This window comes from Streptomyces sp. NPDC006739 (assembly GCF_042869815.1).
In the GTDB taxonomy this organism is placed as follows: domain Bacteria; phylum Actinomycetota; class Actinomycetes; order Streptomycetales; family Streptomycetaceae; genus Streptomyces.
The window spans coordinates 189,998-216,549 of the sequence record NZ_JBIAGM010000015.1 but is presented as its reverse complement, the minus strand read 5'-3'; the positions used below and the strand labels follow the sequence as shown (position 1 = coordinate 216,549).

General features: G+C 73.8%; 19 protein-coding genes. 16 read left to right on the top strand and 3 right to left on the bottom strand.

What is annotated here, in order from left to right:
- Positions 1–103 precede the first annotated feature (103 nt).
- The 14 genes from ACFYMM_RS28390 to lanKC all read left to right on the top strand — a co-directional run bounded on the left by ACFYMM_RS28390 (position 104) and on the right by lanKC (position 17,487).
- Positions 104–241 (top strand): hypothetical protein, encoded by a 138-nt coding sequence (locus ACFYMM_RS28390; RefSeq protein ID WP_388391344.1) that lies wholly within the window; start codon positions 104–106, stop codon positions 239–241.
- 59 nt (positions 242–300) lie between these two features.
- Positions 301–438 (top strand): hypothetical protein, encoded by a 138-nt coding sequence (locus ACFYMM_RS28385; protein WP_388391342.1) that lies wholly within the window; start codon positions 301–303, stop codon positions 436–438.
- Between the two features lie 124 nt (positions 439–562).
- Positions 563–1,750, top strand: coding sequence for a radical SAM protein (locus ACFYMM_RS28380; protein WP_388391340.1), 1,188 nt, complete (start codon positions 563–565; stop codon positions 1,748–1,750).
- Positions 1,747–2,877, top strand: a complete 1,131-nt coding sequence (locus ACFYMM_RS28375) for a glycosyltransferase (protein WP_388391338.1) — start codon at positions 1,747–1,749, stop codon at positions 2,875–2,877. The genes ACFYMM_RS28380 and ACFYMM_RS28375 overlap by 4 nt, the downstream gene beginning before the upstream one ends.
- 27 nt (positions 2,878–2,904) lie before the next feature.
- On the top strand, positions 2,905–3,717 hold the full coding sequence (locus ACFYMM_RS28370; protein ID WP_388391336.1) for a class I SAM-dependent methyltransferase: 813 nt from the start codon (positions 2,905–2,907) through the stop codon (positions 3,715–3,717).
- A gap of 99 nt (positions 3,718–3,816) precedes the next feature.
- Positions 3,817–5,160 (top strand): MFS transporter, encoded by a 1,344-nt coding sequence (locus tag ACFYMM_RS28365; RefSeq protein ID WP_388391334.1) that lies wholly within the window; start codon positions 3,817–3,819, stop codon positions 5,158–5,160.
- A gap of 11 nt (positions 5,161–5,171) precedes the next feature.
- Positions 5,172–6,251, top strand: a complete 1,080-nt coding sequence (locus tag ACFYMM_RS28360) for a radical SAM protein (protein ID WP_388391332.1) — start codon at positions 5,172–5,174, stop codon at positions 6,249–6,251.
- Complete coding sequence (locus tag ACFYMM_RS28355; RefSeq protein ID WP_388391330.1) at positions 6,248–6,943, top strand: iron-containing redox enzyme family protein; 696 nt, start codon at positions 6,248–6,250, stop codon at positions 6,941–6,943. The genes ACFYMM_RS28360 and ACFYMM_RS28355 overlap by 4 nt, the downstream gene beginning before the upstream one ends.
- Positions 6,940–7,140: an aroma-sacti cluster domain-containing protein gene (locus ACFYMM_RS28350; RefSeq protein ID WP_388391328.1), complete on the top strand. Its 201-nt coding sequence runs from the start codon at positions 6,940–6,942 to the stop codon at positions 7,138–7,140. Before ACFYMM_RS28355 ends, ACFYMM_RS28350 begins: the two co-directional genes overlap by 4 nt.
- A gap of 29 nt (positions 7,141–7,169) precedes the next feature.
- Positions 7,170–10,280 (top strand): adenylate/guanylate cyclase domain-containing protein, encoded by a 3,111-nt coding sequence (locus tag ACFYMM_RS28345; RefSeq protein ID WP_388391326.1) that lies wholly within the window; start codon positions 7,170–7,172, stop codon positions 10,278–10,280.
- A complete protein-coding gene (locus tag ACFYMM_RS28340; protein ID WP_388391324.1) occupies positions 10,277–11,083 on the top strand; it encodes a S8 family serine peptidase in 807 nt (268 codons plus the stop codon). The genes ACFYMM_RS28345 and ACFYMM_RS28340 overlap by 4 nt, the downstream gene beginning before the upstream one ends.
- 14 nt (positions 11,084–11,097) lie before the next feature.
- Positions 11,098–11,688, top strand: coding sequence for a GAF domain-containing protein (locus tag ACFYMM_RS28335; protein WP_388391322.1), 591 nt, complete (start codon positions 11,098–11,100; stop codon positions 11,686–11,688).
- 187 nt (positions 11,689–11,875) lie between these two features.
- Positions 11,876–14,842: an AAA family ATPase gene (locus ACFYMM_RS28330; RefSeq protein ID WP_388391320.1), complete on the top strand. Its 2,967-nt coding sequence runs from the start codon at positions 11,876–11,878 to the stop codon at positions 14,840–14,842.
- A gap of 5 nt (positions 14,843–14,847) precedes the next feature.
- Positions 14,848–17,487, top strand: a complete 2,640-nt coding sequence (lanKC, locus tag ACFYMM_RS28325) for a class III lanthionine synthetase LanKC (protein ID WP_388391318.1) — start codon at positions 14,848–14,850, stop codon at positions 17,485–17,487.
- A gap of 156 nt (positions 17,488–17,643) precedes the next feature.
- Here the strand turns inward: lanKC and ACFYMM_RS28320 are convergent, their stop codons facing one another.
- Together ACFYMM_RS28320 and ACFYMM_RS28315 are read right to left on the bottom strand one after the other, a co-directional pair.
- The gene (locus tag ACFYMM_RS28320) at positions 17,644–19,875 is read right to left on the bottom strand and encodes a tetratricopeptide repeat protein (RefSeq protein WP_388391316.1); all 2,232 of its coding nucleotides are present in this window, start codon (positions 19,873–19,875) and stop codon (positions 17,644–17,646) included.
- A gap of 70 nt (positions 19,876–19,945) precedes the next feature.
- Positions 19,946–21,175 carry a hypothetical protein gene (locus tag ACFYMM_RS28315; protein WP_388391314.1) on the bottom strand — a complete coding sequence of 410 codons (1,230 nt, stop codon included), beginning with the start codon at positions 21,173–21,175 and terminating at the stop codon, positions 19,946–19,948.
- A gap of 397 nt (positions 21,176–21,572) precedes the next feature.
- On the opposite strand from ACFYMM_RS28315, the gene ACFYMM_RS28310 reads away from it, so the two are divergent.
- Positions 21,573–24,356 (top strand): LuxR C-terminal-related transcriptional regulator, encoded by a 2,784-nt coding sequence (locus ACFYMM_RS28310; protein ID WP_388391312.1) that lies wholly within the window; start codon positions 21,573–21,575, stop codon positions 24,354–24,356.
- 206 nt (positions 24,357–24,562) lie between these two features.
- Positions 24,563–24,931 (top strand): winged helix-turn-helix transcriptional regulator, encoded by a 369-nt coding sequence (locus tag ACFYMM_RS28305; protein ID WP_388391445.1) that lies wholly within the window; start codon positions 24,563–24,565, stop codon positions 24,929–24,931.
- 255 nt (positions 24,932–25,186) lie between these two features.
- On the opposite strand, the gene ACFYMM_RS28300 is transcribed toward ACFYMM_RS28305, so the two are convergent.
- On the bottom strand, positions 25,187–26,293 hold the full coding sequence (locus ACFYMM_RS28300) for an NAD(P)/FAD-dependent oxidoreductase (RefSeq protein ID WP_388391310.1): 1,107 nt from the start codon (positions 26,291–26,293) through the stop codon (positions 25,187–25,189).
- Positions 26,294–26,552 lie beyond the last annotated feature (259 nt).

Below are 26,552 nucleotides of genomic sequence, written 5' to 3'. Positions count from 1 at the left end.
CGAAATGGCCGTTCCATACCCGGCGTTGACCGTTGCCGAACTCCGCCCGCCTAGCTTGATGACGCCCACCCACAGCCCATCACTTCCCGAGAGGAGGCCCCCCATGGCTGACAACGCCGAGCCCACCACCGCCGACGACGCGGAGGTCGAGGCGCACAGCGAGCCCACCGCGCCGAAGACCGAGGTCTTCGACAGCGCGTCCGAGCTGGTCTGCGGAATCTACGACCCCAAGCCGAACTGACCGGGGCCGTACCGCTTCCGAGCACGCCTGGACCTGTTCCGTTACGAGAGGGGATCACCATGGCCGACATCACCGAGCCCACGACCGACGCCGAGGCCGAGGTCGAGGCGCACAGCGAGGCCGCCGCCTCGGAGACCGAGGTCTTCGAGGAGTCGACCGAACTCGTCTGCGGCATCTACGACCCCGCGACCCGCTGACGCCTGGGTAGTGCGCCGGGGCCGGGACCGGTGCCCGAGCACCCTCCCGGCCCCGGCCGTCACCCACGGCCGCGCACACCGGTCGGCGACGGCCGCACCCAACACGGCTGGAATCGAGGCGACGTTGAAGGTTCTTGAGGGAAAGTCCGGGATCTGGTGCCTGGGGCCGGGCGGCGTCGCCCTTCTCCCGCCGGCCTTCGCCGAGGCCGGACGGCTCACCCCGGAGGGACAAGCAGAGGTACGACGGGTGGGAATCGACCGTAAACGCCCGGCCGACCGGTACAGCCTCACCGTCGTGACCGCCACCAACTGCAACCTGGGGTGCCCGTACTGCTTCCAGAACACCGGCAGCGCGGCCCCCGGACGCTTCGACCCGCCACGGATCGAGAAGCTGGTGCTCGACAGCGGCACGATCGAGCGCATCGCGGGCTTCGCCAGGTCGCGTATGCGCGCCGCCGGGGTGAACGGACTGTTCGTGCTGCTCTTCGGGGGTGAACCGCTGCTCAACCCCGCGGCCTGTCTGGACCTTCTGGTCCGCCTCGGGCGGCTCGCCCCGGTGTCGGCGTCCATGGTCACCAACGGCGTACTGCTGCACGCCAGGTCGGCGGTGGATCTGGAAGCGGCCGGACTGCGTTCCGCGCAGATCACCCTGGACGGCCCGGCGGCACTGCACGACCGGCTACGGGCCACCCGGGCGGGCCGGCCGACGTTCGACCGGATCGTGGACAACATCGCCGCGGCCCAGCAGAACACCGCACTGACGTTCAACTTCCGGATCAACACGACCCCCGAGGCACTGCCCTTCCTGGAAGAGCTGATCCACGACCTCGCCACCCGGGTCGACGCCTCCCGCTGCGCCATCGACATCGCGCCGGTGCTGAACTACGCCGCCATGTTCGATTCCGTGCTCGACCGTTCCGCGAGCGACGTGGCCACCATTCTGCGGTCCTACGCCACCGCCCTGGACGAGGGTTTCCAGGTCGGCTGGCCCAGCGCGAAGTCCTGCGGCTTCTGCACGGAACGCGACGGGGCCACCGGAGCGGTCGTCAACGCCGACGGCACCCTCTACAGCTGCTGGGAGACGATCGGCAAACCGGGCTACGAAGTGGGGTCGATCGACTCCGGCTACCACGACTACGACCCGGCCGTGTGGGTCAGTTGCGGCGAGTTCGCGGTCCACCAGACCACCGAGCCGGTGTACGAGGCGTTCGACCGGGCGCTGACCGTCGGCCTGCTGGAGATGCTGCGCTCCCGCGGGCCGCGCCCCCGCCAAGTGCCCGCCGGCCACGCGGAGGGGAAGGCGCCCGTGTGAAGGTCCTCATGTGCCCGTTCACCGACCCGGGCTACCTCTACCCGGCGACCTCGGTGGCCCTCGAACTCCAGCGGCGCGGCCACTCGGTGACCCTGCTGACCGACGGTCCCGCGGCCGCCGCCGGGGCCGCGGGGATCGGCCTGCGGCCGGCCGCCGCCCTGCCCGTGCCGGACCTGTTCCGGGTCCACCGCTGGTTCCAGGCGGGGGCCGACCAGTACCGCTGGGTCAGGGACGCCGTACGGGCCGCACGTCCCGACGTCCTGGTGACGTCGGTGCTCTGCCTCGGACCGCTGCTCGCCGCCGCCGCCCTCGGCCTGCCGGTCGTCGTGATCGGACTGGCCTGCCACCTGTGGCCGTATCTCCCGGGCGGAGCCGTCGCCGAGGACTCCGCCCAGCGGGCGTGGCGGCTCAGGGAGTGCCTCGACCCCTACCACAGGGCGCGCGAACAGGCCGGTCTCGCCGCACACCAGGTGCCGGAAGACGAACGGGCGCTGCTCGGCACGGTGTTCCTGCTGCGCGGCCATCCCGGTCTGGAGACCCCGGGCTCGCTGCTGCCGGAACAGGTACGGCACGTCGGCCCCTGCTGGTGGGAGCCGCCCGCGGACCCGGCGGTCCTCGAACCCCTGCGGGCCTCGATCGAGCGGACGGGCAAGCCTTTGGTGTACGTCCACCTCGCCCGGGCCTTCCACGAGGAGGGCCTGTGGCCGTGGATCGAGTCCGCCTTCTCCTCGGGTGACTTCCAGGCTCTCGTGGAGCTGGGCCGGAGCCGGCCCAGCCAGGCGTCCGCGCCGGACGTGCTGACAGTACGCCTGCCCTGGCTCGGGCCACTGCTGGAGCGAGCGGACCTGGTCGTCAGCAGCGGCACCTCCGCCCCCGTCCTCGCCGCGCTGCTGCACGGCCGCCCGCTGCTCGTCTCGCCCGACGGCGGCGAACAGAAGGTCCTCGCCGCCGCCTGCCGGAACGCCGGCGTGGCCGCCGCGCTCTCCCGCACGACCGGCGCCGCGTCCCTGCACGCGGTCGCGCGTGACAGGGCACTCCATGCCCGCGCCGGACAACTGGCCGACGCCCTGCGGCAGACCAAGAGCGAGAGCCTGGCCGCCGACGCCGTCGAGGACGCCTGCCGCTGATCCCCTCCCCCAGGAAGGAACGTCTCCATGACCACGCCCACCGTGCGCCCGGATCACGCCGCCGTGACCTACGACGCCACCGCGCCGTTCTACGACATCCTCACGCAGTTCGACGACTACGCCGCCTTCTCCGGCATCCTCGACGGGCTCATCAGGCGCGCCTCGCCCCCCGGTCGCAGGCTCCTCGACGCCGGTTGCGGCAACGGCCGCAGCAGCGTGCTCTTCGCCGGCCTCGGCTACCGGGTCACCGGGACGGACATCAGTCCCGCCATGATCGAGACGGCCCGCCGCAGGCATGCCGGGAGCGGCATCGACTTCCATGTGCACGACGTCCGCGAGCCGGTCGCGCACGGCCCCTACGACGTCGTCCTGTGCATGAGCGACATCGTCAACTACCTCCTGGAACCGGCCGACCTGGCCGAGGCGTTCAGGAGCGTCGCGGCGGCGCTGAACCCCGGTGGTGTCCTCGTCTTCGACGCCAACACCCCGCACGGCTACGACCTGATGACGTCACCGCACTTCATCGAGACCGACCAGGCCTTCGTGACCCTGCGGGGCCGGCACGACGTCCAGGGCGAGGCCCATCGGTTCCGGCTGGCCATCGACGCCTTCCGGACCGTCCCCGCCGACCGTGGACATCCGGACCTGTGGACGCGCAGTACCGTCGAACACCTCCAGGCCCATCACAGCCCCGACCGGTTCGCCCGGCTGCTCGCGGCGGCCGGCCTGCGCCTCGTCGGCAGCCACGGACTGCACATCTCCGGCACGGTGGCGGACAGCCTCGACGAGAAGGAGCACACCAAGGGGCTGTACGTCGCCGTCCGTGAGTCGGACGGCTGAGGCACCGCCGTGTTCCGACAGCGGCCTTCCCCGCCGACAGCCGTGCCCGGCCAGGGGGTTCGAGGGATCCGTGGGGGGATCCGCGGGTTCCGCGGGTCCATGATCAACAGGGATTTCACGCTCGTCTGGACCGGTCAGGCACTGTCCGACCTCGCCAGCGAGATGACCTCCCTCGCCCTCCCGCTCGCCGTCCTGGCCACGACCCGCTCGGCCGTCGACGCGGGCCTGGTGGCCACCGCCGTGGGCGTGGCGCAGCTCGCGGCCAGGCTGCCCAGCGGGCTGGTCGCGGACCTGGTCGATCGCCGGCGGCTGATGATGGTGTGCGACGCCGGACGGGCGCTGATCGCCCTGTTCCTCGCGTTCACCCTGGTCACCGGGCGCTTCACCACCACGGTCGCGGTCGTCGCCGCCGCCGCGACCGCCGTGCTGTCGAGCCTGTTCAGCCCGGCCGAGGGCGGCCTGGTCCGGCAGATCGTCCCGGCCGACCGGCGCAGGGAGCTGCTCACCCGCAACATCGTCCGGTCCAATGTGGCCATCGCGGTCGGGCCGCCCATCGGTGGCGTCCTGCTCACCCTGGGCGCGCCGGTGGCGTTCGTCCTCGACGCCTTCTCCTACCTGCTCTCGCTCGCCCTGCTGTCCCGTGTCACCCATCGCGGCGGACCGTCCGGGGCCTCCGGGCACTCCCCCACCGTCCGGCCCTCCGCCGTGGGCGGGCTGCGCGACCTCTGCGTCGAACTCAGCCTCGGCATCCGGTGGGTGCTGAGCCGCCGGGCGCTGCTGGCGCTGATCGCGCTGGTCGTCTACATCAATCTCCTCGGCCGGGCCGTGGAACTGCTCGCCGCCGTCGACTCCTCCGACGTGGGCAGCCACCCGGCCGCCGCCGGTGTGGTGCTCACCGCGGCGGGCTGCGGCGGCATCGTGGGCGGGATGTGCGTCGGCTGGGTGCTGCGGCGGGTGCGTCCCAGCCTGATCCTCACCTGGGTCACCGCCGAGTGGCTGGTGGTCATCCCGTTGACCGCGACCGGGAGCAAGCTGGTGACCCTGGTCGCCGTCTTCCTCCTCGTGCTGGGACTCCCCCTCGTCGGTTCGCTGGCCTCGCTCACCGTCATGGCCGACGCGCCCAGTGAACTGCAGGGGCGGGTGAGCACCTCCATGACCTTGCTGGCCATCAGCATCGCCTGGCTGGGCCCAGGCGTCACCGGCTTCCTGATCAGTGCCTACGGCGCACCGGTGGCCGCGCTCCTGCTCGCCGCCCCGCTGCTGCTGGCGCTCGGCGTGCTGGCCGGCAGTCCACGGCTGCGGGCCCTGCTGGACTCACTGAGTCACGGCGACGACACCGGGCCCGGACATACCGGCCGTGAGCCGTCGCCAAACCGGAACCGTACGGACCCTCCCGACACTGGGGAGGCGGTGGCCGCGACCGAGCGGCACACCATCGAGTGACGGGAAACCTCATGGAACTGGCCGAGTTCATCGGATTGCGGCCCGTCCCCTGCGCCGGACTGCTGCTCACCCTCACCCGTCGCTGCCCGCTGGGCTGTGCGCACTGCTCGACGTCCTCCACCATGGCCGGTGAGGAACCCGTCGCCGCGCACCTGCTGCGGTTCGTCGGCTCGTTCCTGCCCGAGGACCGTCCCGAGGCCGTGATGCTGACGGGCGGCGAACCGCTGCTGCTTCCCGGCCTGGTGCGTGAACTGGCCGCCCTGGTCAAGGCACGCGGCTCCCGCAGCGTGCTGCTGAGCGGGATGTTCTTCGCCCGGAGCGGCCGGATACCGCCGCCGGTCATGCGGGCCGTCAGCGCCGTCGACCACTTCTCCGCGAGCCTCGACGCCTTCCACGAGCGGGAGGTGCCCCGCGCCGACGTCTTCCGGAGCGTGCGGCAGGTCCTCGACTCGGGCGTCCCGGTCAGTTTCCACCTCACCGGTACCGGCCCGCGGGACCCCTACCTCCAGGACGTGACCGCCGCGATCCGGCGGGAGTTCGCCGACCGGGTGCCGATGCTCGTCAACGAGGTGCGCCCGGTGGGCCGGGCGGCAGCGTGGGCCGCCGCCGGCGCGCACCGCCCGGACGAGGGCCGCTCGCTGCCCTGTGCGATGGCCGCGTGGCCGGTGGTGGCCTTCGACGGCGCCGTGCTGGCCTGCTGCAACCAGCGCACCGTGGACCTGCGGCCCGTCCCCGCCCACCTGCGTCTCGGCCATGTCGCCGAGGACGACTGGGCGACCGTGCGCCGCCGCTGTCTGGCCTCGCCGATGCTGCGCATGATCCGGGCGGTCGGACCGTCCGCTCTGCGCGACCGGTATCTGGCCCAGGGCGGCACGGCCGGGTACTGCGCCGGCTGCCGCGGCCTGTCCGAGCAGCCCGACGTGGTCGCCGGCGCCGTCCGCGAGGCATCCGGACCGGTCGGCGAACTGCTCGACCAGGAGGCCGCCCGAACGCAGGCCGACGCCGGCCCCGTCCGGCTGCTGCGACGGTACGGCTGTGCGCCGTACGCCGAGCTGGTGGCACTGCCGTCCGTCCCGCGAGGCAGCCGGTGAACTCGTCGAGCGTCTCCGTCGCGCTGCGCGTCAAGCTGGGCCTGGCCGCGCCCGCGCTGCGGTCCGCCACGGCCGCGCTGTGGCGGCCGGCCGGGCTGGGGCCCCGGTACGTGGAGTACCTGTACGCGATGCACGCGCTGATCCGGGCCTCGGTGCCGCTCATGGAGCGGGCCGCGCGGCGCTGCGCCGAGCTGGCCCCGGGCGATCCGGTGGCCGGTCCGCTCGGGCGGTATCTGCGGGGGCACGCGCGGGACGAGCGCGGGCACGACCGGTGGCTGTTGGAGGATCTCGCCGTGACGGGAGCCGATCCCGCCGCCGCGCTCGACCGGCTGCCGCCACCGGTCGTCGCGGACCTCGCGGGGGCGCAGTACTACTGGATCGAGCACCATCACCCGGTGGCCCTGCTCGGCTACATCCTGGTGCTGGAGGAGAACGCCCCGGCCCCCTGGCTGGCCGACCGGCTCGCGGCCGGGACCGGTCTGCCCGCGGCGGCGTTCCGCACCCTGCGCGAGCACGCGGAGCTGGACCGCGGGCACGTCGCCGCGCTCGACGGCCTTCTCGACACGCTCCCCCTGACCCCCGCGCTGCAGTCCGCGGTCGGGGTCAGTGCCCTGTGCACGGCCGACGGGATCACCCGTCTGTTCCGGCGGCTCGCGACCGCTTCGTCCGACCCCTCAGGAGGCCCGGTATGACTGACGACCCCACACCCCTCGACCGTCTGTACAGGGCGGGGTTCGCCGTCGACGCGCTCACCACGGAGCAGCGGGCGGTGCTCGACTCCCTCAGCCCGGACGAACTGGCGGTCCTGGTGGACATCAAGGCCCGGCTGGACGAGGTGGGGCCCGAGGTGCAGGCCCACAGCGAGATCGCCGGCGGCGCGCTCTTCTGAGCCGTGTACGACCTGGAAGGAGCCGAACCATGCCCTGCTCCGTCTGCGGTGACGCGCTGCCGCCCGCAGCCCGCTTCTGCTCGTCGTGCGGCGCGCCGCACGAGTCCCCCGCCGCACCGCGCGGCACCGAGTCGCGCAAGGTCGTGACCGTGCTCTTCTGCGATCTGGTCGGCTCCACCGCGCTGTCCGGCGGTCTCGACCCGGAGACGCTGCGGTCGGTGACGCTGCGCTACTTCGAGCTGATGCGACGGCAGATCGAGTTCCACGGCGGCACGGTGGAGAAGTTCATCGGGGACGCGGTGATGGCGGTCTTCGGCGTTCCGGCGGTGCACGAGGACGACGCCCGCCGGGCGCTGGCCGCGGCCCTCGGCATGCTCGCCGCCCTGGACGGCCTCAACACCGAGCTCGACGCGACGCTGGGTGTGCGGCTCGACGTCCGGATCGGTGTCAACACCGGCCAGGTGGTGTCCGGTTCGGACGCCTCGGCCCGGCAGGCGCTCGTCTCGGGCGAGACCGTCAACGTCGCCGCGCGTCTGGAGCAGAACGCCGGGGCCGGTCAGATCCTGATCGGCCCCGACACCCTGCGCTCCGCCGGGGCCGCCGTACGCTCGGAGCCCGTCGGACCGCTGTCCCTCAAGGGCAAGGCCGAGCCGGTGCGGGCGTACCGGCTGCTCGGGCTCGGCGAGGACGACCCGGAGCTGCTGCGCCGCTTCGACGTGCCGTTCATCGGGCGACGGTCCGAACTGGCCGCTCTGGACGCCGCGCTGGCCCTCGCGGCGGGCGGCTACGGCGCCCTGCGTGTCCTGGTGCACGGCGAGGCGGGGCAGGGAAAGACCCGGCTGCTCAGGGAGTGGCTGGAGACGCGCACGGTCCGCTGCGGCGTCGGGCGGTGCCGGCAGTACGGCGACCACGGCAGTCTGAGCCCGCTGGCCGACGCGGTGGCCTCCCTGCTCACGGCCGAGCGGGGCGTGGCGCAGGGCGACGCGGAGGGCGACGCTGAGCGCGACGCGGAGGCGCTGCGCATCCTGGCGGGCGGCCTGCTGCTCGACGGCACGCCCAACCCGACGGTGGAGGACACCTGCGCGGCCCTCGTCCGGGTCCTGGGCACGCTCTGCGCACGGCGGCCGGTGGTGCTGGTGATCGACGACTGCCACTGGTCCGGGGCGCTGCTCCTGGACGTCCTGGACCGGCTGACGCGGGATCTGGACCGGGCGGCCGTCCTGGTCGTCTGCCTGTCGAGGCCGGAACTGCTGGACACCCGGCCCGGCATGGCGGAGCCGCCGGCGCGGGTGGTGCCGCTGCGTGGACTGCCGTACGACGAATCCGTGCTCCTGGCGGCCGGGTTGACGGATGTCGGCGCCCACTGGGACAGCACCCCGGCCCGGCTGCTGGAGCGGGCGAACGGCAATCCCCTGCACCTCGAACAGCTGCTGGCGGCGGCCGCCGAGACCGGCTCCCAGGACGAACTCCCGCCCACCGTGCAGGCATTGCTGGGCGCGCGGATCGACGCCCTGGATCCACCGGAGCGGGCCGCCCTGGATCTGGCGTCGGTGATCGGCCGGGAGTTCGCGCCCGGTGAGCTGGCCGGGCTGTGCGGCACGCGCGACGGCGTGGGACCGGCCCTCGCGCGGCTGAGCCGGCGGCGCCTCGTGGAGCCGGGCCCCCGGGGGGCCTTCCGGTTCAGCAGCGGCCTGGTCCAGGAGGTGACGTACCAGAGCATGGCGAAGCGGGCCAGGGCCGAGGGGCACGAGAAGGCCGCCGCCCTGCCGTCCGTGCTCGGCGCCGGGCAGGCCGCGGTGGGCGGACACCTGGAACGGGCGTACGGCTACCGCACCGACCTCGGGCAGGGGGACGCGGCGACCGAAGCGCTGCGTCTGCGGGCCGCCGACGCGCTCGGCCGGGCGGGGGCCCAGGCACTGGCCCGCTCCGACCTCCCCTGGGCCGAGGACCTGCTGGCCCGGTCCGTGGCGCTGCGCGGGCCGGGCGAGCCGGACGGCACCGCCGCCACCCGTCGGCTCGGCCAGGTCCGCTCGGCGCTGGGCCGCGGCGACGAGGGCCGCGCCCTGCTCCTGCGGGCGCTGACGGCCGCCGACCCGGTGGAGAGCGCCCACGCCCGGCTGGCACTGGCGGCGCTGGGCCACGACGGCGAGTCTCCCGTCGAGGCGGCCGAGGCGGTCCTGCCGGTGTTCGAAGCGGCCCACGACGAACTGGGCCAGGCCCAGGCCTGTCTGCGGCTGGCCCAGCGGTGCCAGTCACGGGGCCGGCACCGGGAGGCGGACCGCCGTCTCACCCGGGCGCTGGCCCACGCGGTGGCCGCCGACCAGGAACCCGAACGGGCCGCCGCGCTCGGCGCGATCGGCATCTCCCTGTGGCGCGGCCCGGAACCGGTACCGGCGGCGGTGGCCCGCTGCCGGGCGCTGCTGGCCGAGCACGGCCCCGGACGGCGTACCGTCCGGATGACCCTGAACTGCCCGCTGGCCGTCCTGCACGCCCTCGACGACCAGTGGACGAGCGCGCGCGAGTGCCTGGCGCAGGCCGGTCGGCTGGCCGAGGAGCTCGGGTACGCCGAGACCGAGGTCGTCCTCCCCCTGTTCACCGCGATGGTCGAGGCGCTGGCGGACCACGGCGACCGGGCCCTCGGCCTGCTCGACCGAGCCGCCCGCCGCGCCCGGCGGCTCGGCGCGGCCACCCTGCTGGACAGCATCGGCCTGGAGACCGCCCGGCTCCTCACGGACCGCGGTGCCTGGCCGGCGGCGGCCGACGTGCTGGGGCGGCTCGGGTGGGACAGCGGACGCTCGCGGGCGGAGGCGGCGGAGTTCGACGGACTGTCGGGCCGGCTCGCCGCCGCCCGCGGGCGCCCCGACGAAGCGCTACGGCTCGCCGCCCGCGCCGTGGACGCGGCCGGCCGTACGGACTCCCCGGTGGTACGGGCCCTGGCCGCACTGGACCAGGCGCACACCTTCCGGCTGCTCGGCCGCGACGACCGGGCGGCGGCCCGGGCGGCCGACGCGCGGGCGGTGTTCGCCGCCAAGGGCCATCGGCCCGGCGTGCGCTGGGCCGAACGGGCCGCCCACGAACCCCCGCCCCACGATCTCCTGCCCCACGATCTCCTGCCCCAAGAACGGAACGAGCACGGATGACCACCAGCACGGCGCGGTCCGGCGGGCTCACCTGGAGCCTGCGGGGCAGACGTCCCGAGGACATTCCGGTGGCCGCCGACACGGTGGGCGCCGCGACCGAGGGAGCCACCGGACACGGCGTGCGGGTGTGCGTCGTCGACTCCGGCGTGGAACGGGACCACCCGGCCGTCGGACGGGTGCACGGCTCCTGGGTGGTCGTCAAGGACGAGGCGGGCCTGCGGGTCGAGGAGACCGGCACCGGGGACACCTGCGGGCACGGCACGGCCTGCGCGGGCATCGTCCGCCGGGTCGCGCCGGACTGCGAGCTGTACAGCGTACGGGTGCTGGGTGAGCGGTTCTCCGGCACCGGGGAGGTGCTGCTGGAGGGACTGCGCTGGGCCGTCCGGCAGGGGTTCGACGTGGTGAACCTCAGCCTGTCGACCACCAGGACGCGCTTCGCCGAGGCACTGCACGCCCTGGCCGACGAGGCGTACTTCCAGGGCACGGTGATCGTCGCGTCGGCGCACAACACCCCGGTGGAGAGCTACCCCTGGCGGTTCGCGTCGGTGATCTCGGTGGGCAGCCACCAGGAGGACGACCCGGAGCTGTACCTGTACAACCCGCGGCCCCCGGTGGAGTTCTTCGCACCGGGCCAGAACGTGGAGGTGGCCTGGCTCGGCGGCACGACCATCCGCACCACGGGCAACAGCTTCGCCACGCCCTTCATCACCGGGCTGTGCGCCCGCGTCCTGTCGACCGGTCCCCGTATGACCCCGTTCCAGCTGAAGAGCGCGCTCTACGCGTCCGCCGCCAACGTCCACTAGCAAAGGTGCCGCCCGTGTCCCTCGACGTACAGCCCACGAGCACGTCCCACGACCCGCTGGCCCTCGAACTGCTCCAGTCCGTCGTCGACGTGGCCCGCGCCATCTTCGGCGCCCAGGCCAGTTCGGTGTTCCTGCTCGACGAGGAGGCGGGGGAACTGGTCTTCCAGGCGGTCTCCGGCCGGGGCGAGGACTTCCTCGTCGGGCGGCGCTTCCCGGCGGGCCGGGGCATCGCCGGCTGGGTGGCCGTCTCCGGTGAACCGATCGTGGTCGACGACCTGACCGCCAACCAGTCCTTCGACCGCTCCCTGGCCCGGTCCACCGAGTACGTGCCCGACGCCCTGATGGCGGCCCCGCTGATCCACGGCGACCGGGTGCTGGGCGTGCTGGAGGTCCTCGACCCGGCCGAGCAGGCCCGCTCCAGCCTGCCCGAGCTGGACCTGTTGTCGCTCTTCGCCCGGCAGGCCGCCACCGCTCTGCGCCTGGCCGGCTCCCGGCAGGCCGACGCGGACCCCGCGACGACGGGTCTGCCGCCGCGCCGGCGGGCCGCGGCGACCCGGCTGATCCGCGAACTGGAACACCTCCTGCTGGAGGCACCCGATCGCTGACCGCATCCGAACGGTGAGGGCACCCGGTCGCCGGGGAAATCCGCGCCGGACCGCCGACTCAGTGGGGAATCTCCGTAGTTGTACGGAGGCAGGGGGGTCACGGGCTGTACGAACATCGGTTCTGTCCGCAGGGATGCCGGCGTCGCGAAGCGAACCGCGGCAACTGGAGCCAGAGCTGAGGAATCCCATGACCAAGGAAAGTCCACAGCAAGCCGGAACGGGAACGGCACGGGGCGCGCTGCGCGGAGCACCGCCGAGGACGCTGGTCGGACGCGAACAGGAGATGGCCCTGTTACGGTCCGCCGTCACCGCCTGCGCGGACGGCGTCTCCACCGTCATCGAGATCACCGGCGATCCCGGACTCGGCAAGACCAGGCTGCTGTCCGAACTGGGCGCCCTGGCGCGGGCCGAGGGCCTGACGGTCCTGTCCGGCCGGGCCTCGGAGTTCGAACAGCAGCGTTCCTTCGGCGTGTTCGCCGACCCCATCCGCTGGTGCCTGGGGCAGCTGACGGGGGCCGGACACGGACCGCTCGGCGAGGAGGCGTCACTGCTGCGGGACCTGGTCCTGCCCCACGGCGAGGCCTCCCCGGCCGGGCACCCGTCCTTCCTCGCCGTCGAGCACTACCGGCTCCACCACGCGGTCGGCCGGCTCCTGGCGGACGTCGGCGGCGAGCGCGGGCTGCTGCTCTGTCTCGACGACCTGCACTGGGCCGACGAGGGCGCCATGGGACTGCTCCACTTCCTCCTGCGCCAGCCGCCCGCCACCCCGCTGATCCTCGCCTGCGGACACCGCCCCCGGCAGGCGCCGGCCAAACTGCTGGCGTCCTTCCAGCACGCCGTCACCGGCTACCGCGTCGAACGGGTCCCGCTGTCGCCGCTGGACCGGCAGGCCTGCGAGCACCTGCTCGGCACCACCCACCCCCCGGCCCACCGCGACCGGCTCTGCGCCGTCAGCGGCGGCAACCCGCTCTACCTGGAACTGCTCGCCGAACTCAGCACGGACGGCGCCCATGCGGCGGACGGGCTGGCGGCCCTGCCGGACACCCTGCGGGCCGCGCTGGCCCGCGACATCGCCCTGCTGACCGAGGCCGAACTCACCGCGCTGCGCGCCGCGGCCGTCCTGGGCGACCCCTTCGACCCCATGCTGCTGGGCCCGGTCGCCGGTCTGACCACTGGGCAGGCCCTGGCGGCGCTGGACGTCCTGGCCGGCATGGACCTCATCCGGTCCGCCGGCCCGGCCGGCCCCCGGCAGGACCTGCGCCAGCTGCTGCAGTTCCGTCATCCGCTGCTGCGCGAGGTGGTGTCGCGGGACACCCCGCCCGGCTGGTGGCTCGCGGCGAACGCCCGGGCCGACGAGACACTGCGGCGCAGCGGGGCGAGCCCGGTGGAGCGGGCACCCTACGTCGCCCGCTCGGCGCAGGCCGGCGACCTCGAGGCCGTACGGGTCCTCACCGAGGCGGCCTCCCTCACCACCCACTCCATGCCGGCCACCGCCGCCGCCTGGCTGCGCGCCGCGCTGCAGTTGGCCGGCCCGGACCGCTCCGAGGAGGCGGCCCGGCGCCGGACCGGGATGCTGACCGGCCTGGCCAAGGCCTGCGGGATGACCGGTGACCTCACCGGCTGCCGTGACGCCCTCGCCGAGGCCGTGGACCTCGTACCGCCCGACCGGCCCGAGCAGCGCATTCCCATCGTGGCGCTGCGCGCGGTCATCGAGCGGATCCTCGGCAGCACCCGGGCGGCGAAGCTGGCCCTCACCGACGAACTGAGCCGCTGGCCGAAGACCGATCCGAGGGCGAATCCGCTGCGGCTTCAGCTGGCCACCGTGGGCATGGCGCAAGGCGACTTCGACGAGGCGGCCGGTCACCTCGACGCCCTCCTCGCCCGCACGCCCGCGCCGGTCGGGCGCGGGACGCTCACCGCCGTGGCGGCCTGCCGCGCCCTGGGCGCCGCGTACAGCGGCCGGACCGGTCCGCTGCGGACGTTCGCCGCCGAAGCCGCGGCCTCGATCGACCTCATGGACGACGAGGAGCTGGCCGCCTTCCTCGACGAGACCGGCCAGCTCGGCTGGGCGGAGGCACTGGCCGAGCGGCACCACGACGCCATCCGGCACATGACCCGCGGCATCCGGGTCGCCCGGCTGACCGGGCAGAGCTATCTGATGCCGTACCTGCTGCTGTGCCAGTCCTACGCGCAACAGGCGACCGGAGACATCGGCGGCGCCGTGGCGTCGGCGGCGAGCGCCGAGGAGATGGCCCACCTGCTCGACCGGCCGGACCTCATCGGCTACGCGCTGACGCTGCGTGCCTCGGCCACGGCGCTGCGGGACGGGCCGGCCGCGGCCGCCGACGCGGCCGAGGGCGCCCTGCGCTCGGCCGGCCGCCGCGGCCGGCTGTGGGAGCTGTCCGCCGCGGTGCTCGCCACCGTCCGCCTCGACCAGGGACGGCCCGACGACTGCATGGAGTTGCTGCGGACCATCACCGGCACCGACCGGTCGGCGACGACGTACGCGCTCAGAGCCCTGTGGTACTCCACCGCGGCGCAGGCCGAGATGGCCCGCGGTGACGCGGCGGCGGCCCGTGACTGGGCGAAGCACGCCGTCCACGCCGCCGACGCGGTGGGGCTGCCGGGGCAGTCGGGACACGCCGCTCTCGCCCTCGCCGTCACCAGGGACGACGATCCGTGCGCCGCCGCCGAGCTGTTCTCCACCGCCGCCGAGTCCTTCGCGGCCGGCGGGCTGGTGCTGGCGGAGAGCCGCGCCCGGCTGCTGCTCGGGCGGGCGCTCGCCGGCGCCCATCTGCTGGACGACGCCGTCACCGCCGTGGGACGCGCGAAGCAGATCGCCGACGCCCACGGCGCGGGACACCTGAGTGCCCTCGCCGTCAACGCCCAACGTCAGATCGGCGCCCGCCGGCCCCGGTCGGCCCAGCACGGCACGCGCTTCGGCACGCTCTCCGAACAGGAGCGCCGCATCACGCGGATGGTGGCCGGCGGGCTGTCGAACCGTGCCATCGCGTCGAGTCTGTTCGTGTCGGTCAAGACGGTCGAGGCCCATCTCACCCGCGTTTTCCGCAAGCTCGACGTGAGTTCGCGCGCCGCGCTGATCAGCGTCCTCGCGGACCCGTCGGCGCCGGACATCCAGCGAAAGGCCGGGTGATCCCCGTGCTCGACACCGTCAGCGAGGCGTTCGCGGACGAGCGGTACTACGCGCCGCTCGCCACCATCGCCGACCCCGGGCCGCTCTTCCTGCCCGCCCGGGTACCACCCGGCCGGCAGGCGCGGGACCAGGACATCTGGAAGGTCTGGGACACCGGGCGGCCCCCGGGCGCCGACCAGGGCTGGAAGATCCATGTGTCGGCCCCGCTGGAACGCGCCCAGCACGTGCTGGACGTGGTCGCGGACATCTGCTTCGCCGAGGACGTCCCGTTCAAGCATGTCGCCGCCCGGTTCTTCTTCCTCGTCCTGCACCACAAGCACGCCCACCGGGCGCAGTCGGGCAAGTTCTGCGCGGTCTATCCGCCCGACACCGAGACGGCGCGACGGCTCCTCGACCTCCTTTCCGAGGCGCTGCACGGCGAAGAGGGACCCTACGTCCTCTCCGACCGCCGCTACCGGGACTCACGGACCGTCCACTACCGCTACGGCGCCTTCAGCGGCCGGAGCCGGCTGCTGCCCGACGGCACCAGGGAAGGGCTCGTCCGCGACGGTTCCGGACGCGAGGTCGCCGACCTGCGCAGGCCCGCCTTCCTGCTTCCCGACGGCATCACCGACCCGTTCGTCACCGAGCGGCCGGCGGGGCACCAGGGCCCGATCCTCATCCGTGACTACGAGATCCTCAAGGTGCTGCAGCCGAGCAACGCCGGAGGCACGTACACGGCGCGGGACACCCGCACGGGCCGTACCGTCTTCATCAAGGAGGCACGCGCCCACAACGGCCTGACCTGGGACGGCAGAAGCGCGCGGGAGCGACTGCGCCACGAACACGAGGTTCTCGCCCTCGTGCACCGGGCGGCGCCGGGACTGTGCCCCGAACCCCTCGACCACTTCACGGAGTGGGAACACGACTTCCTCGTCACCGAGTTCGTGCCCGGCGACTCGCTGCGCGGCTGGATCAGCCGGACGTCACCGATCGTCAGAGCCGGCCGGACGGCCGAGGACTTCGCCGGGTACTTCGACGACTGCCGGCTGATCCTCGGGCACCTGGAAGGGGCACTCGACCGGCTGCACCGGCTGGGGTACCGGTTCGGGGACGTCAGCCTCGGAAATGTCCTCGTCACCCCGAACGGAGACGCCAGGCTCGTCGACTTCGAGTCCGTGTCGGCGCTCAGCGGGCCTCCCGCCGTCATGGGAACCGCGGGATTCACCCCGCCCCCCGAGCTGGTCGCCGGCGCCGACGACCCGCTGCTGTGGGACCGGTACGGCATGAGCGCCGTCGCCCTCGCACTGCTCGCGCCCTTCCACGGCGTCGCCCAGCGCGCACCGGCCAACCTCAACCTCCTACGGCGTGATCTGACGGCCATGGGCGCCGCGCCGCCGGCCGATCTGTGGGCGCGGGCGACGGTGTTCCACCGGTCCGGCCGGGACGGTTCCGCCGGCCGGCCCACCCCCGCCGAAGTCGACGCCGATCCCCTGGGCTGCCTCGCCCGGCTCGCCGACCAGGTGACCGCGGGGCTGCTGGACATGGCGGACACCAGCGGGCGGGACCCGGTGTTCCCGCCGTCTCCGGAGGCGTTCCGCACCAACACCGTGTGCGTGGCCTACGGAACCGCCGGAGTCGTGCACGCGCTGCACCGCGCGGGCCGGCCCGTCCCGGAGGCCGTCGAGAAGCGGCTGCTTCAGGACGCCCTGGCCGGGCGGGACCGGCTGCCGCCCGGGCTGAACGTGGGCTCGGCCGGCATCGCCCGGGTCCTGGCCGCACTCGGCCACCTGGACGAGGCGCTCGACCTTGCGCGGACGGCGGACAGCCATCCGCTCACCGGGTCGTGCACCACCCTGGCGGGCGGACGGGCCGGGGTCGGTCTGACCTGGCTCGCCCTGCACCACCGGACCGGAGACCCGGGCCATCTGGAGCGGGCCGCCGCCGCGGGCGACGCGATCCTGGGGACCGCCGACCTGGCCGCGACGCTCGGCGAGCACGATGCCCGCGGGCTGTTCCACGGCCGCTCCGGGCCGGCCCTCTTCCTCCACTACCTGGCCCGGGACACCGGCGACGACCGCTACCGCGAGGCGGGGCGCCGGCTGCTCCACGAGGAACTGGACCGCGCGATCCTGCTGGACGACGGCACCCGCTCGTTCTCCGACAACGCCGTGATCCGGCGTGCCCTGCCCTATCTGGCCGTCGGCGCGGCCGGCGTGGGGACGGTCCTGGCCCGCTACGTCGCCACCTCACCGGACGAGCGGTGCGCCGCGGCGCTGCCCGGGATCGTCGCGGGCACCCGCATGTCCTGCGCGATGGAGCCGGGCCTTTACCCCGGGGTGGCCGGAGTGGCCTACTTCCTCGCGGACCACGCCGAACTGTCCGGCAGCGGGGCGGACCGCCAGGACGCCGTGCGGATCGCCACCGGTCTGCTGAAGTACGCCGTCCCGCACCGCCGTGGCGTCCGCTTCCTCGGCGCCGGCCAGCTCCGTTTCAGCGCCGACCTGGCCAGCGGCGGGGCCGGGGTGCTGCTGGCGCTGCACCGCGTCCTGCACGGTCCGGGCGACGAGCTGTTCACCCTGGACCACCCCCGGCCCGCCGCCGGCCACCGAGATGTCCGACCGGACGATTCCCCGATTACGGAAAGAGCAGGTGATCGCGCATGACCCAGATCCTCGCCCTCCAGGAACTCGACGCCGAACCGGAGACCGGCTACTTCTGCCTCAGCGCCTCGTGGAGCGAGTGGAGCCACATGACCGCGTAGCCGGGCGAGCGGACGGGCGCGACCGGTGCCACCGGTCGCGCCCGTCCGTGCGACTGGTTCAGGAGCGCGTCGCCTCGGGGAGGAACTCGTGCGCCTCGGGGAGGAGTTCGCGCACCTCGGTCAGGTACGCCGGATCGGCGTCGAGACAGATCCGTAGATCGTTCTCGGCGTCCGTCACCCGGCCCAGCCCGATGAGGCTCCTGGCGCGCTGCAGCCTGGCGTCGAGGTCCCCGGTCTCGGTGACCACCGTGTCCAGAAGCCCCACGGCCAGGTCGTGACGGGTGGCGTCGTGGTAGGCGACCGCGAGGTTGAAGCGGATCCCCGGGTCGTCGGACAGGGCGTGGGCCCGTTCGAGGTCGGCGACGGCCTGGGCCAGGTCACCGGCCCGGTGTGCCAGCGCGCCGCGCAGCGCCCATGCCTCGGCGCAGTCGGGGGCGGCGGCCAGCGCCGCCGAGTACGCCGCGGCCGCGTCCCGCGGATCCTCGGCGAGTTCGTGCAACTGGCCTTTCAGACACAGCAGTTCGGGGCTGTCGGCGGCGGCCTCCAGGCCGCGCTCGACGCTTCGCCGGGCGAGACGGACGGCGTGCGGGTCGCCGTCCTGCGCCAGCTCGGCCAGCAGCGCGCTGCGGTTGATGTGGGCGTCGGTCATACCGGGGTCCAGTTCCAGGACGTACCCGAAATCGGCCAGCGCGCCCTCGGCGTCGCCGGCTTCGGCGCGTGCCTCGGCACGGTTGTAGTACGCCTCGGGGAACGGCGGCGAGAGCCGGATGGCCTGGTCGTAGTCCGCCAGTGCTTCGGCCAGGCGGCCCTGCCGGTGCAGGAGGATCCCCCGGTCGAGGTGGTACTCGGCGTAGTTGGGGTCGCGGGCGATCACCGCGGTGTAGTCGTCGTAGGCCTCGTCGAGGCGGCCGAGAGCGGCGCGGACCTGGGCCCGGTTGTGCCGCAGCACCGAGCGGTGCAGGGCCTGTTCGTCCGGCTCCAGGGCGGCGTCGAGGCGGGCCAGACAGTCGTCCACGAGGGCCAGCGCGGCCGTGGGGTCGCCGCGGTGGACCTCGATGAGGGCCAGGCCGTTGCGGTAGAAGGCGGTGCGCGTCTCCCGGTCCTTCGGCTCGGGCAGCTGCGTGGCGTACGCGATGGCCTGGTTGATCCAGCGGCGGGCGCATGCGTGGTCGCGCCGTTCCTCGGCGAGGTGGCGTGTGTGGATCATCGCGGTGGCGTAGGCGGCCTGCATGTGGACCGACGGTGAGGTACTGAGTTCCCGGGCCTCCTCGTACAGCGGCAGGGCCTCCTCGGCGAGGCCGAGGGCGGCCAGCGAGGTGGTCATTTTGGTGGTGAAGGCCCACCAGTGTTCGGGGTTGCTCTCGTAGGTCACCAGCTCGCGCCCGCGTACGCCGTAGTCGAGGACCGCGTGGTAGAAGCCGAGATCCATGCAGTGGTCGAGGGCGTGCCGCAGGGCGTCGGCTCCGGCTCCCGCCGGGTCGCTGCCCCTCTCCGCGTGCCAGGCGACCGCCCCGAGCGCGAGGGAGGGCTCACCCGCCGCCTGCAGCGCGTGGCGGCGCCGGTCGTGCAGCGCCTGGCGGTCGGCCCGCGCGAGCCGCAGATAGGCGGCCTTCTCCCGCGCGTCGTCGCTGGTCCCGTCGCTGTCGACGAAGCGGGAGGCGAGTGCCTCCTCGGCTGTCGTGAGGTCCGGGGCGCTCGCGGGGACGTCCAGCGGGGTGCAGTGGGCGGGCAGGGCGAGGGCGAGGTTCTGCGCGGGGGATCCGGCCGGGATGTCGAGGGCCTCGCCCGTCGTCGTCACGACCACCGTCAGGCGCTCCGGGGCGATCCTGCGCAGCAGTACGGCCAGGAACTCGCCGTCGGTGGGGTCGGCCCGGTGGGCGTCGTGCACGACCAGGGTGCGGGGCTGGTCGCCGAGCGCCCGCAGATACTCGTCCAGGAAGCCGACGAGACCGTTGGCTATGCGCAGGGTCCGCACCTTGGAGTAGAAACGGGTGCGTTCCCTGGGCACGGCGAGCGAGGTGAGGGTCTCCCGCGAGGCGGGGACAAGGGTGCGCAGCTCGGGCGTGGTGGACAGGATCTCGACATCGTGCCGGGCGACGGCCTGCGGGCAGCGCCGCAGTGCGTCGGGGACGACCGTGCGCAGCAGGGTGCCCACCGCGGTGTAGGGCCCGCGCAGCCGGCGGTGGGCGTCGGCCGCGGCGAGCAGCGGGGGCAGCTCCAGGCGGTCCGGGGCGGCGACCCGGTCCGCACGGTGGGGTGCCCGGATCCAGAGGTGGCGTGGAGCGGTCATGGCGGAGCTGCCTTTCGTGCGGGCTCGGGGTGCGGTGGGACTCACGGGGTCCCGGGGGCGGCCGGGGCGGTCAGACCGGCCGGCGGGCGCCGGCTCGTCGGGCGCGGCGGTCCCTGAGTGCCAGGACGGCGACCACGAGCAACTGGGCGAGGAGGAGGGCGAGCAGGGTCGCGGAGTCCAGGATGCCGGTCATGGGCGCGCCGGCCCTCAGCCGTCCGAACAGGCCGGACAGCAGCCGGTAGGCCGACGGCACCACCACGGCGGCGAACGACAGGAGGGTGAGCGCGTAGCCCACCGGCAGGAGCCAGGCGTACCAGCGGGCCACTCGGCGGTCGGCCGCGCCGTATCCGGACAGGTCGAGCGCGGGCCTGCCGGTACGGCGTCGGACGGCGTTGCGCAGCACGGTCGCGGACGCGCCGTGCAGGTCCGCGCATCCCAGCGCGGTGGTGAGCAGGACGTACAGGTCGGTCCGCAGGTAGAAGAAGAACTGCCACAGGAGGCGGAGCACGATCGCGAAGGCGAGGGCGACGCAGACGCGGCCCGCCAGGGGCAGGGCGCCGCCCGGCGCGCGAAGGACGGCCGCCGCCAAAGTGAGGACGGCCGTGGCCAGGACGTCGGCGACCATCCCGGCGAGGATCGGCAGACAGCGCTGCCGGCGGGGTACGGCGACCAGGCCGGGCAGTGTCGTCTCGAACACCACGTAGATCAGACGCCGTCCCACCGAGAAGCCGGACCGCAGGCCGAGCCGCCGCCCGGCGAGTGCGTGGAACCCCTCGTGCAGGGCCAGGAAGGGAATCTGCCCGAGGAAGAGCACCAGGCTGATCGCGGTGTAGGAGGAGGTGAAGAACAGGGCGCCACGGTGGGGGGCCAGGTCGGGGTGGCGGGCCATCTCCAGGAGCGAGAGCGAGGTCACCAGCGCGTAGCACAGCCAGGCGGGTTTGCTGAACAGCAGCCGCCCCAGCCGCTGTCCGCGCACCGCCGCCGGTTCGGCGGCGACGCCGGTGCCGTCCTGGTCCTGGACGAAGCCGAGATCCGCGAGCACGCGGAGCAGGTCGGGCATGTCGACGCTCTCCCCATGCGCCTTCTCATGGTGATCGGCGGCCTGCCGCGGGCTGGCTCCGTCGGCGAGCATCCGCACCAACTCGGCGCCGTCGGCGGGGAACACGGCGTAGGAGTCCACGTCCGGGCTGCCGATGGTCACCTCGTCGCCCTCCTCCAGGTAGACCAGCGGACGCAGCGCCACCGGCCGGTCGAGGTCGGGATCGGGGCCGGCCGGGCCGCCGTCGACGGAGACAGGCACGCGCACTCCTCCTGGACACGGGGTTCTGGGACGGACGGGGTCGGGGCCGGACGGGATGTCCCGGCCGGCCCCGACCGGAGGCGTCAGAAGGGCCTCCAGCCGCACAGAGGGTCGGAATACAGCGGGGTGGCAGTGCTGGTCAGACGCACCGGACCGGCCTTGCGGACGACGATCTTCTTCATGGCGGACACCTCCCTTCGTCGGGGACAGGAGTCTGCGGGAGATGACGGCCCCTAACATTGGGGGCCGTCGAACGGCGACCCCACATCGTGTCCCGATCGACCGTTCTGCGGCAGGGTGGCCGAAGCACGGCGCGTGCGGCGGAAAAGCGATGTACCGCGGGTCTTCCGAGTAGGGGTTGAGCCGTTTGTCGGTGGATACGGTTACTGTTCCGCTTATGGCTGGTGATCTCCGGGAGGGCGGCCCACTTCCCAAGGCTGCCCTGGTGGGCCGGGTCGGACGGGCGGCCGGCCCGTCGGCGCCGACAGGGTCGGATGCCGGTGCGCGCCGGCTGTTCGGGCGGGACACCGAAGTCGAGGCGCTGTTCGCGGCGCTGGCCGGCCTCGCGTCGGGAACGGGCCGGGCGATCGCGCTGGTCGGAGAGCCGGGCATCGGCAAGAGCACGCTGATGGGAGCGGTGGCGGCGCATGCCCGGGCCACCGGTGTCCCGGTGTTCGCGGCGGACGGCCGGGGCACGGCCGCGGCCCAACTGCCCAGCGCTCCCGCGGCCGTGGGCGTGCACGACGTGGCGGCGCACACGACCCGGGGGGCTGCCGTGCTGGCGGCCGTGGACGACCTGCACCATCTCGCGGCCGACCAGATCGCGAGCCTGGAGCGGTTGTTGGAGGCGACGGCAACCGGTCCGGTGCTGTGTCTGCTGGCCTACCGGCAGCGCCAGCTCTCACCCGCGCTCGCGGCGGCCCTCTCCCGCGCGGTGTCCGCGGGCCTGCTGGAGGTGTGGGACCTCCAGCCGCTCTCCCCGGAGCAGGCCAGGGAACTCCTCGGCGGCCACCCCGACGCCGACGAGATCCACCGGGAGGCCATGGGAAACCCCCAGTACCTGAAGGTGATCGCCGCCCACGCCGCGGGCAGCACCGACGCCGGCACGGCGATCCTGGGCGAGCTGGCCGGACTCGATCCGGCCTCGCTCGCCGCGGTCCGGGCCGCGGCCGTCCTCGGCGAGCGGTTCCACCCCGAACTGCTGGCGGCGGTCGCCGGCCTGGAGACGCCCGCCGCCATGGCGGCGCTGGACACGCTCAGCGGCCTCGACCTGGTGCGGCCGAGCGAGGCCGCCCCGCACCTGGAGCTGCGCCATCGAGCGGTGGGCGAGGTCGTGTACCGGCGGCTCGAACCGAGCCTGCGCATGACCCTGCACCAGCGTGCGGAGAGGGTGCTGGCCGAGCAGCGGGCGCCGATCGTACGGCGCGCCCACCATGTCGCCCGGGCCGCCGACCCGAGCCGGCCGGAGCACGTCACGACCCTGATCGCCGCGGCCCGCGGCATCCTCTTCACCTCTCCCGCCGTCGCGGCGGGCCATCTGCGGGCGGCGCTGGAACTGCTGCGGGAGGGCGAGGCGCACTGGCACGAGGCACAGGTCCTGCTCGCCCGTACGCGCCTGCTGACCGGGGACGCGTCCGAGAGCCGGGCCCTGCTCGACGCCCTGCGCAGCGCCCTGTCCGGCGGGGAGTCCGGTGACGTGGCCGCGCTCGCCGACTCCAGCCGGATCGAACGGCGGCTCGGCCGGTACGCCGAAGCCGGCGCCCTCGCCCGTACGGCGCTCGCGGCGCTGGCCGACCACGACACGGCGACCGCCGCCGCGCTGCACACCGAACTGGCCGACTACGCCTACGACCTCCAGGACTACGAGGCGTCCCGGGACCACGCCTGTACGGCGGCGGAGATCGCGCGCGGCTGCCAGGACCGGGTCGGGGAGGCCAACGCCCTGGGCCAGGCGGCCCTCGCGCACCTGTTCACCGGGGACCAGGCCACGGCCCGGGCCATGGCGACCAGCGCGGCCGAACTCATCGACGCCGCCTCCGACGCCACCCTCGTGACCAATCTGGAGGCCGTGTTCCAGCTGGGTATGACGGAGGGGATGCTGGGGCGGCTGGTCGACTCCGAACGCCATCTCCTGCGCGGCGCGGCCCTGTCCCGGAGTACCGGGCAGACCTACATCGAGCCGCAGATTCTCACGGTCCTGGCCAACTCCCAGCTGAGGTCGGGGAAGCTGGCCCGTACCCTGGAGACCCTCGACGAGACCGCCCAGCACGTCGAGCGGGTCGGCAATCCCGCGACGGCGGCGGTCATCGCGATGGTGCGGGCCGACGCGCTGTTCTGGCGCAACGGGCCCGGCGATCTGCCGGAAGCGGTCGCGACGGCCGAACGCGCCGCGGCGATCGCCGGCACCACACCGACCGCGTGGGCGGTCAGCATCCGCTGCTTCCACGCCGAGTTCGTCATGTTCACCGGCGACGCCCCGCGGGCCAGATGGCTCATGCTGGACGCCGGCGGCGGAACCGGTCTGCCGGGTCTGACCACCTGGCGCAAACCCCGCTGGTGCGATGTCCTGGCGGAGGCGGCGCTCGCCGAAGGCGACCACGCGGCGGTCGAGCACTGGGCGGAAGTCGCCGAGGCCTGCCTTCAGGAGCTCCCCTCCACCGGCCGGCACGGTTTCGCCCTGCGCGCGCGGATGCGGGCCCACACCGCCCGCGGGGACATCGAGCGGGCGATGGGCAGCGCGCAGGAAGCGGTCGCGGACTTCTCCGCCGCCGGGGAGCGCATCGAGGTGTGCCGCACGCTGCTGGCAGCCGCCGCGCTCTGCCTGGACGCCGGCCGGACCGGCGCCGTGGCCGACTGGCTGAACCGGGCGGCCGTCCTGGCCGGCCAGTGCGGTGCGGCGCGGCTGGCCGACGAGGCGGCCCACCTGCGCGGCAGGCTCGCCGCCCGCGCCGGTACGGCCGGCGCCCTCGGCGCGCTGGCTCCCCTCACCGCGCGGGAGCGGGAGATCACCAGACTGGTCAGCACCGGAATGACCAACCGTGAGATCGCCGAGGCGCTCTTCCTCAGTGTGCGGACGATCGAGAGCCATCTGGGTCAGATATATCGCAAACTCGGTGTGTCCAACCGGGCGAGCCTGACCCGCGCCATGCTGGGCAGCGGCGGCCCGCCCGACGCCTCCTGAAGGCGGCGTACAGGCGGCGCGGAGCCCGAGGCGTCCGACGGCTCGCTCACGACGTCCCTGCGGCTGCCCCGGCAGGAGTGGACGATCTCCACCGAACCGCCGGGGAGGGCGCGTTCGCGCTGGAACGGGAGCCCCGCCGATCGACACGTCGCCGAGAAAATTCCCGGACGTAAGGTACTGGTGTGGAAGCAAGTGACGAGACGCTCATGGACCGCGTGCGGATGACGGACGGCGCCGCCGTGTGCCCCCAGCGCCTGGCCATGGAGCACGTCACCAGCCGCTGGGGCACCCTGGTCCTGATCGCGCTGCTGGACCGCTCCTACCGGTTCGGCGAACTGCGCAGGGCGATCGGCCGGGTCAGCGAGAAGATGCTGACCCAGACGCTGCAGACCCTGGAGCGGGACGGGCTGGTCCACCGCGACGCCAAGCCCGTGATCCCGCCGCGCGTGGACTACTCCCTCACCGACCTCGGCCGGGAGGCCGCCGAACAGGTCCGCGGCCTCGCCCTGTGGACGGAACAGCGGCTGGCGGCGATCCAGAAGGCACGTGCCCGGTACGACGCGGCGAAGGCGTGAAGGTCCGTGACATCCGCCGCGAGTGGGCGGCTGGTGCTGTGGCCGGAGAGGTTTGCCGAGAAGCTCGCGGCGTCCGGTGCTGGGGGCACCTCCCACGCCGTTCAGGCAGTGGGGGAACATCGCAAGGCGGAGCGTCGCCCGCGTACTGGACGTACTCGGGTGCTGCGACAACGCGGCGTGGGGGTACCCCCGGCCGAAGGCTGGGGGAGCGCCGTGCCGGGCGCCGCGAGCCGGTGAACCCTTCCGGTCGCACCACTAGGCGGCGGTGTAGCCGAGTTGGCGCCTCATGTACGGGGTCATGAGGGTCTTCGCCTTGGCCAGTACCGCGGTGCGGCTGCCGAGGACCGCGCTCTCGCCGCCCGGCACGGGAAGGACGGTCAGTCCGTCGGCCGAGCCGAAGGGCACGATGAAGGGGGTCCGCCGGCCCGGCCGGTAGGAGCGGGGGTCCCTGCGGTGCCTGCCGGAACTCCGCAGCTGGACGCGGACGTTGTGGGCGGCGAGGTCGGCCTGGGCGAGCGCGGCAGGGGTGGTCTTGAGTTCGGCGGCGTCGTTCACGTCGCCGACCGCGAACACCTCCGGCATCCCTTCGACCCTGAGCGTCCGGTCGACCTTGACGTGTCCGGTCGCGTTCAGCCAGTCGCCGTGCCCGGCCAGCCGCAGCCAGAGCGTGTTCGGTGTGGTGCCCGTCGCCCAGTAGGAGAGGTCGGCCTCGATGAGATCGCCGTGACGGTCCCGGTAGGTGCCGAAGTCGTTGCCGGGGGACATGAACGAGTCGAGGCGCACCTCCACGTCGTGGGACTCCAGCCAGGTCAACGCCCGGCGCCCGGCCCGCTCGCTGCCCGTGGAACTGAGCAGCGCCGCCCCGGAGTGCGCGAGCGTGACCCGGGCCTCCGGCCGGGCCAGGCGTATCTCGGCGCTCAGCTCGACGCCGGAGGGTCCGCCGCCGACGACGAGGATGTGCCCGGCGGTGGCGATGGACCGCTGGTGCTCGGCGAACGACTTGCAGGCCTCTTCCGTGGTGGTCCCGGTGAAGCGGGCCGGCTCGGGGTAGTCCGCGCCGGTGGCGATCACCAGGACGTCGTACCGGATCCGCTCCCCCGTCGCCAGGACGACCTGCCGCTCGGCGGAGTCGACGCGGACCACCTTGCCGGTGATCACCCGGCCGTGGCGCAGCAGCCGGTCGTACGGGATGAAGGGGGTCGCCGACCACTCCGGGCGCACGCCGGCGCGCAGGGCGGCTATGCGGTGGAAGAAGACCTCCTTGCGGTCCACCAGCGTGACGCGCGCCACCGCGTCCAGTCGTTTCGCCAGACGGACGCCCGCATAGCCGCCGCCGATCACCACTACGTCACCGTCACACACCGCGGATCTCCTGCTGGTGGGGGGAGCGAGTGGCACACCACGTGGGCTCCCCCGGCCACTCCAAGGGGCACCGAGCGTAGCGCTTGAAGTTTAAAGTTGATGTGGAGCCCTGTGGGCGTTCTGTGAAGCGATGGAGCAGGGGTGCGGCGCCGGCCCGGAACGGACGCGACGGCGCCCGGGGCCGCCACGGCCGGACGCCGAGGCGTCCGGCCGTCGACTCGCCCTGGGCGCCGCCCGCCGGGAGGGCTTCGGCGACCTG

Bases quoted from the DNA above. Each gene is read 5' to 3' on its own strand.
- ACFYMM_RS28370 (WP_388391336.1), top strand. From the start codon at position 2,905: ATGACCACGCCCACCGTGCGCCCGGATCACGCCGCCGTGACCTACGAC.
- ACFYMM_RS28340 (WP_388391324.1), top strand. From the start codon at position 10,277: ATGACCACCAGCACGGCGCGGTCCGGCGGGCTCACCTGGAGCCTGCGG.
- ACFYMM_RS28390 (WP_388391344.1), top strand. From the start codon at position 104: ATGGCTGACAACGCCGAGCCCACCACCGCCGACGACGCGGAGGTCGAG.
- ACFYMM_RS28305 (WP_388391445.1), top strand. From the start codon at position 24,563: ATGGACCGCGTGCGGATGACGGACGGCGCCGCCGTGTGCCCCCAGCGC.
- ACFYMM_RS28360 (WP_388391332.1), top strand. From the start codon at position 5,172: ATGGAACTGGCCGAGTTCATCGGATTGCGGCCCGTCCCCTGCGCCGGA.
- ACFYMM_RS28330 (WP_388391320.1), top strand. From the start codon at position 11,876: ATGACCAAGGAAAGTCCACAGCAAGCCGGAACGGGAACGGCACGGGGC.
- ACFYMM_RS28385 (WP_388391342.1), top strand. From the start codon at position 301: ATGGCCGACATCACCGAGCCCACGACCGACGCCGAGGCCGAGGTCGAG.
- ACFYMM_RS28310 (WP_388391312.1), top strand. From the start codon at position 21,573: ATGGCTGGTGATCTCCGGGAGGGCGGCCCACTTCCCAAGGCTGCCCTG.
- ACFYMM_RS28365 (WP_388391334.1), top strand. From the start codon at position 3,817: ATGATCAACAGGGATTTCACGCTCGTCTGGACCGGTCAGGCACTGTCC.
- ACFYMM_RS28320 (WP_388391316.1), bottom strand. From the start codon at position 19,875: ATGACCGCTCCACGCCACCTCTGGATCCGGGCACCCCACCGTGCGGAC.
- ACFYMM_RS28350 (WP_388391328.1), top strand. From the start codon at position 6,940: ATGACTGACGACCCCACACCCCTCGACCGTCTGTACAGGGCGGGGTTC.
- ACFYMM_RS28345 (WP_388391326.1), top strand. From the start codon at position 7,170: ATGCCCTGCTCCGTCTGCGGTGACGCGCTGCCGCCCGCAGCCCGCTTC.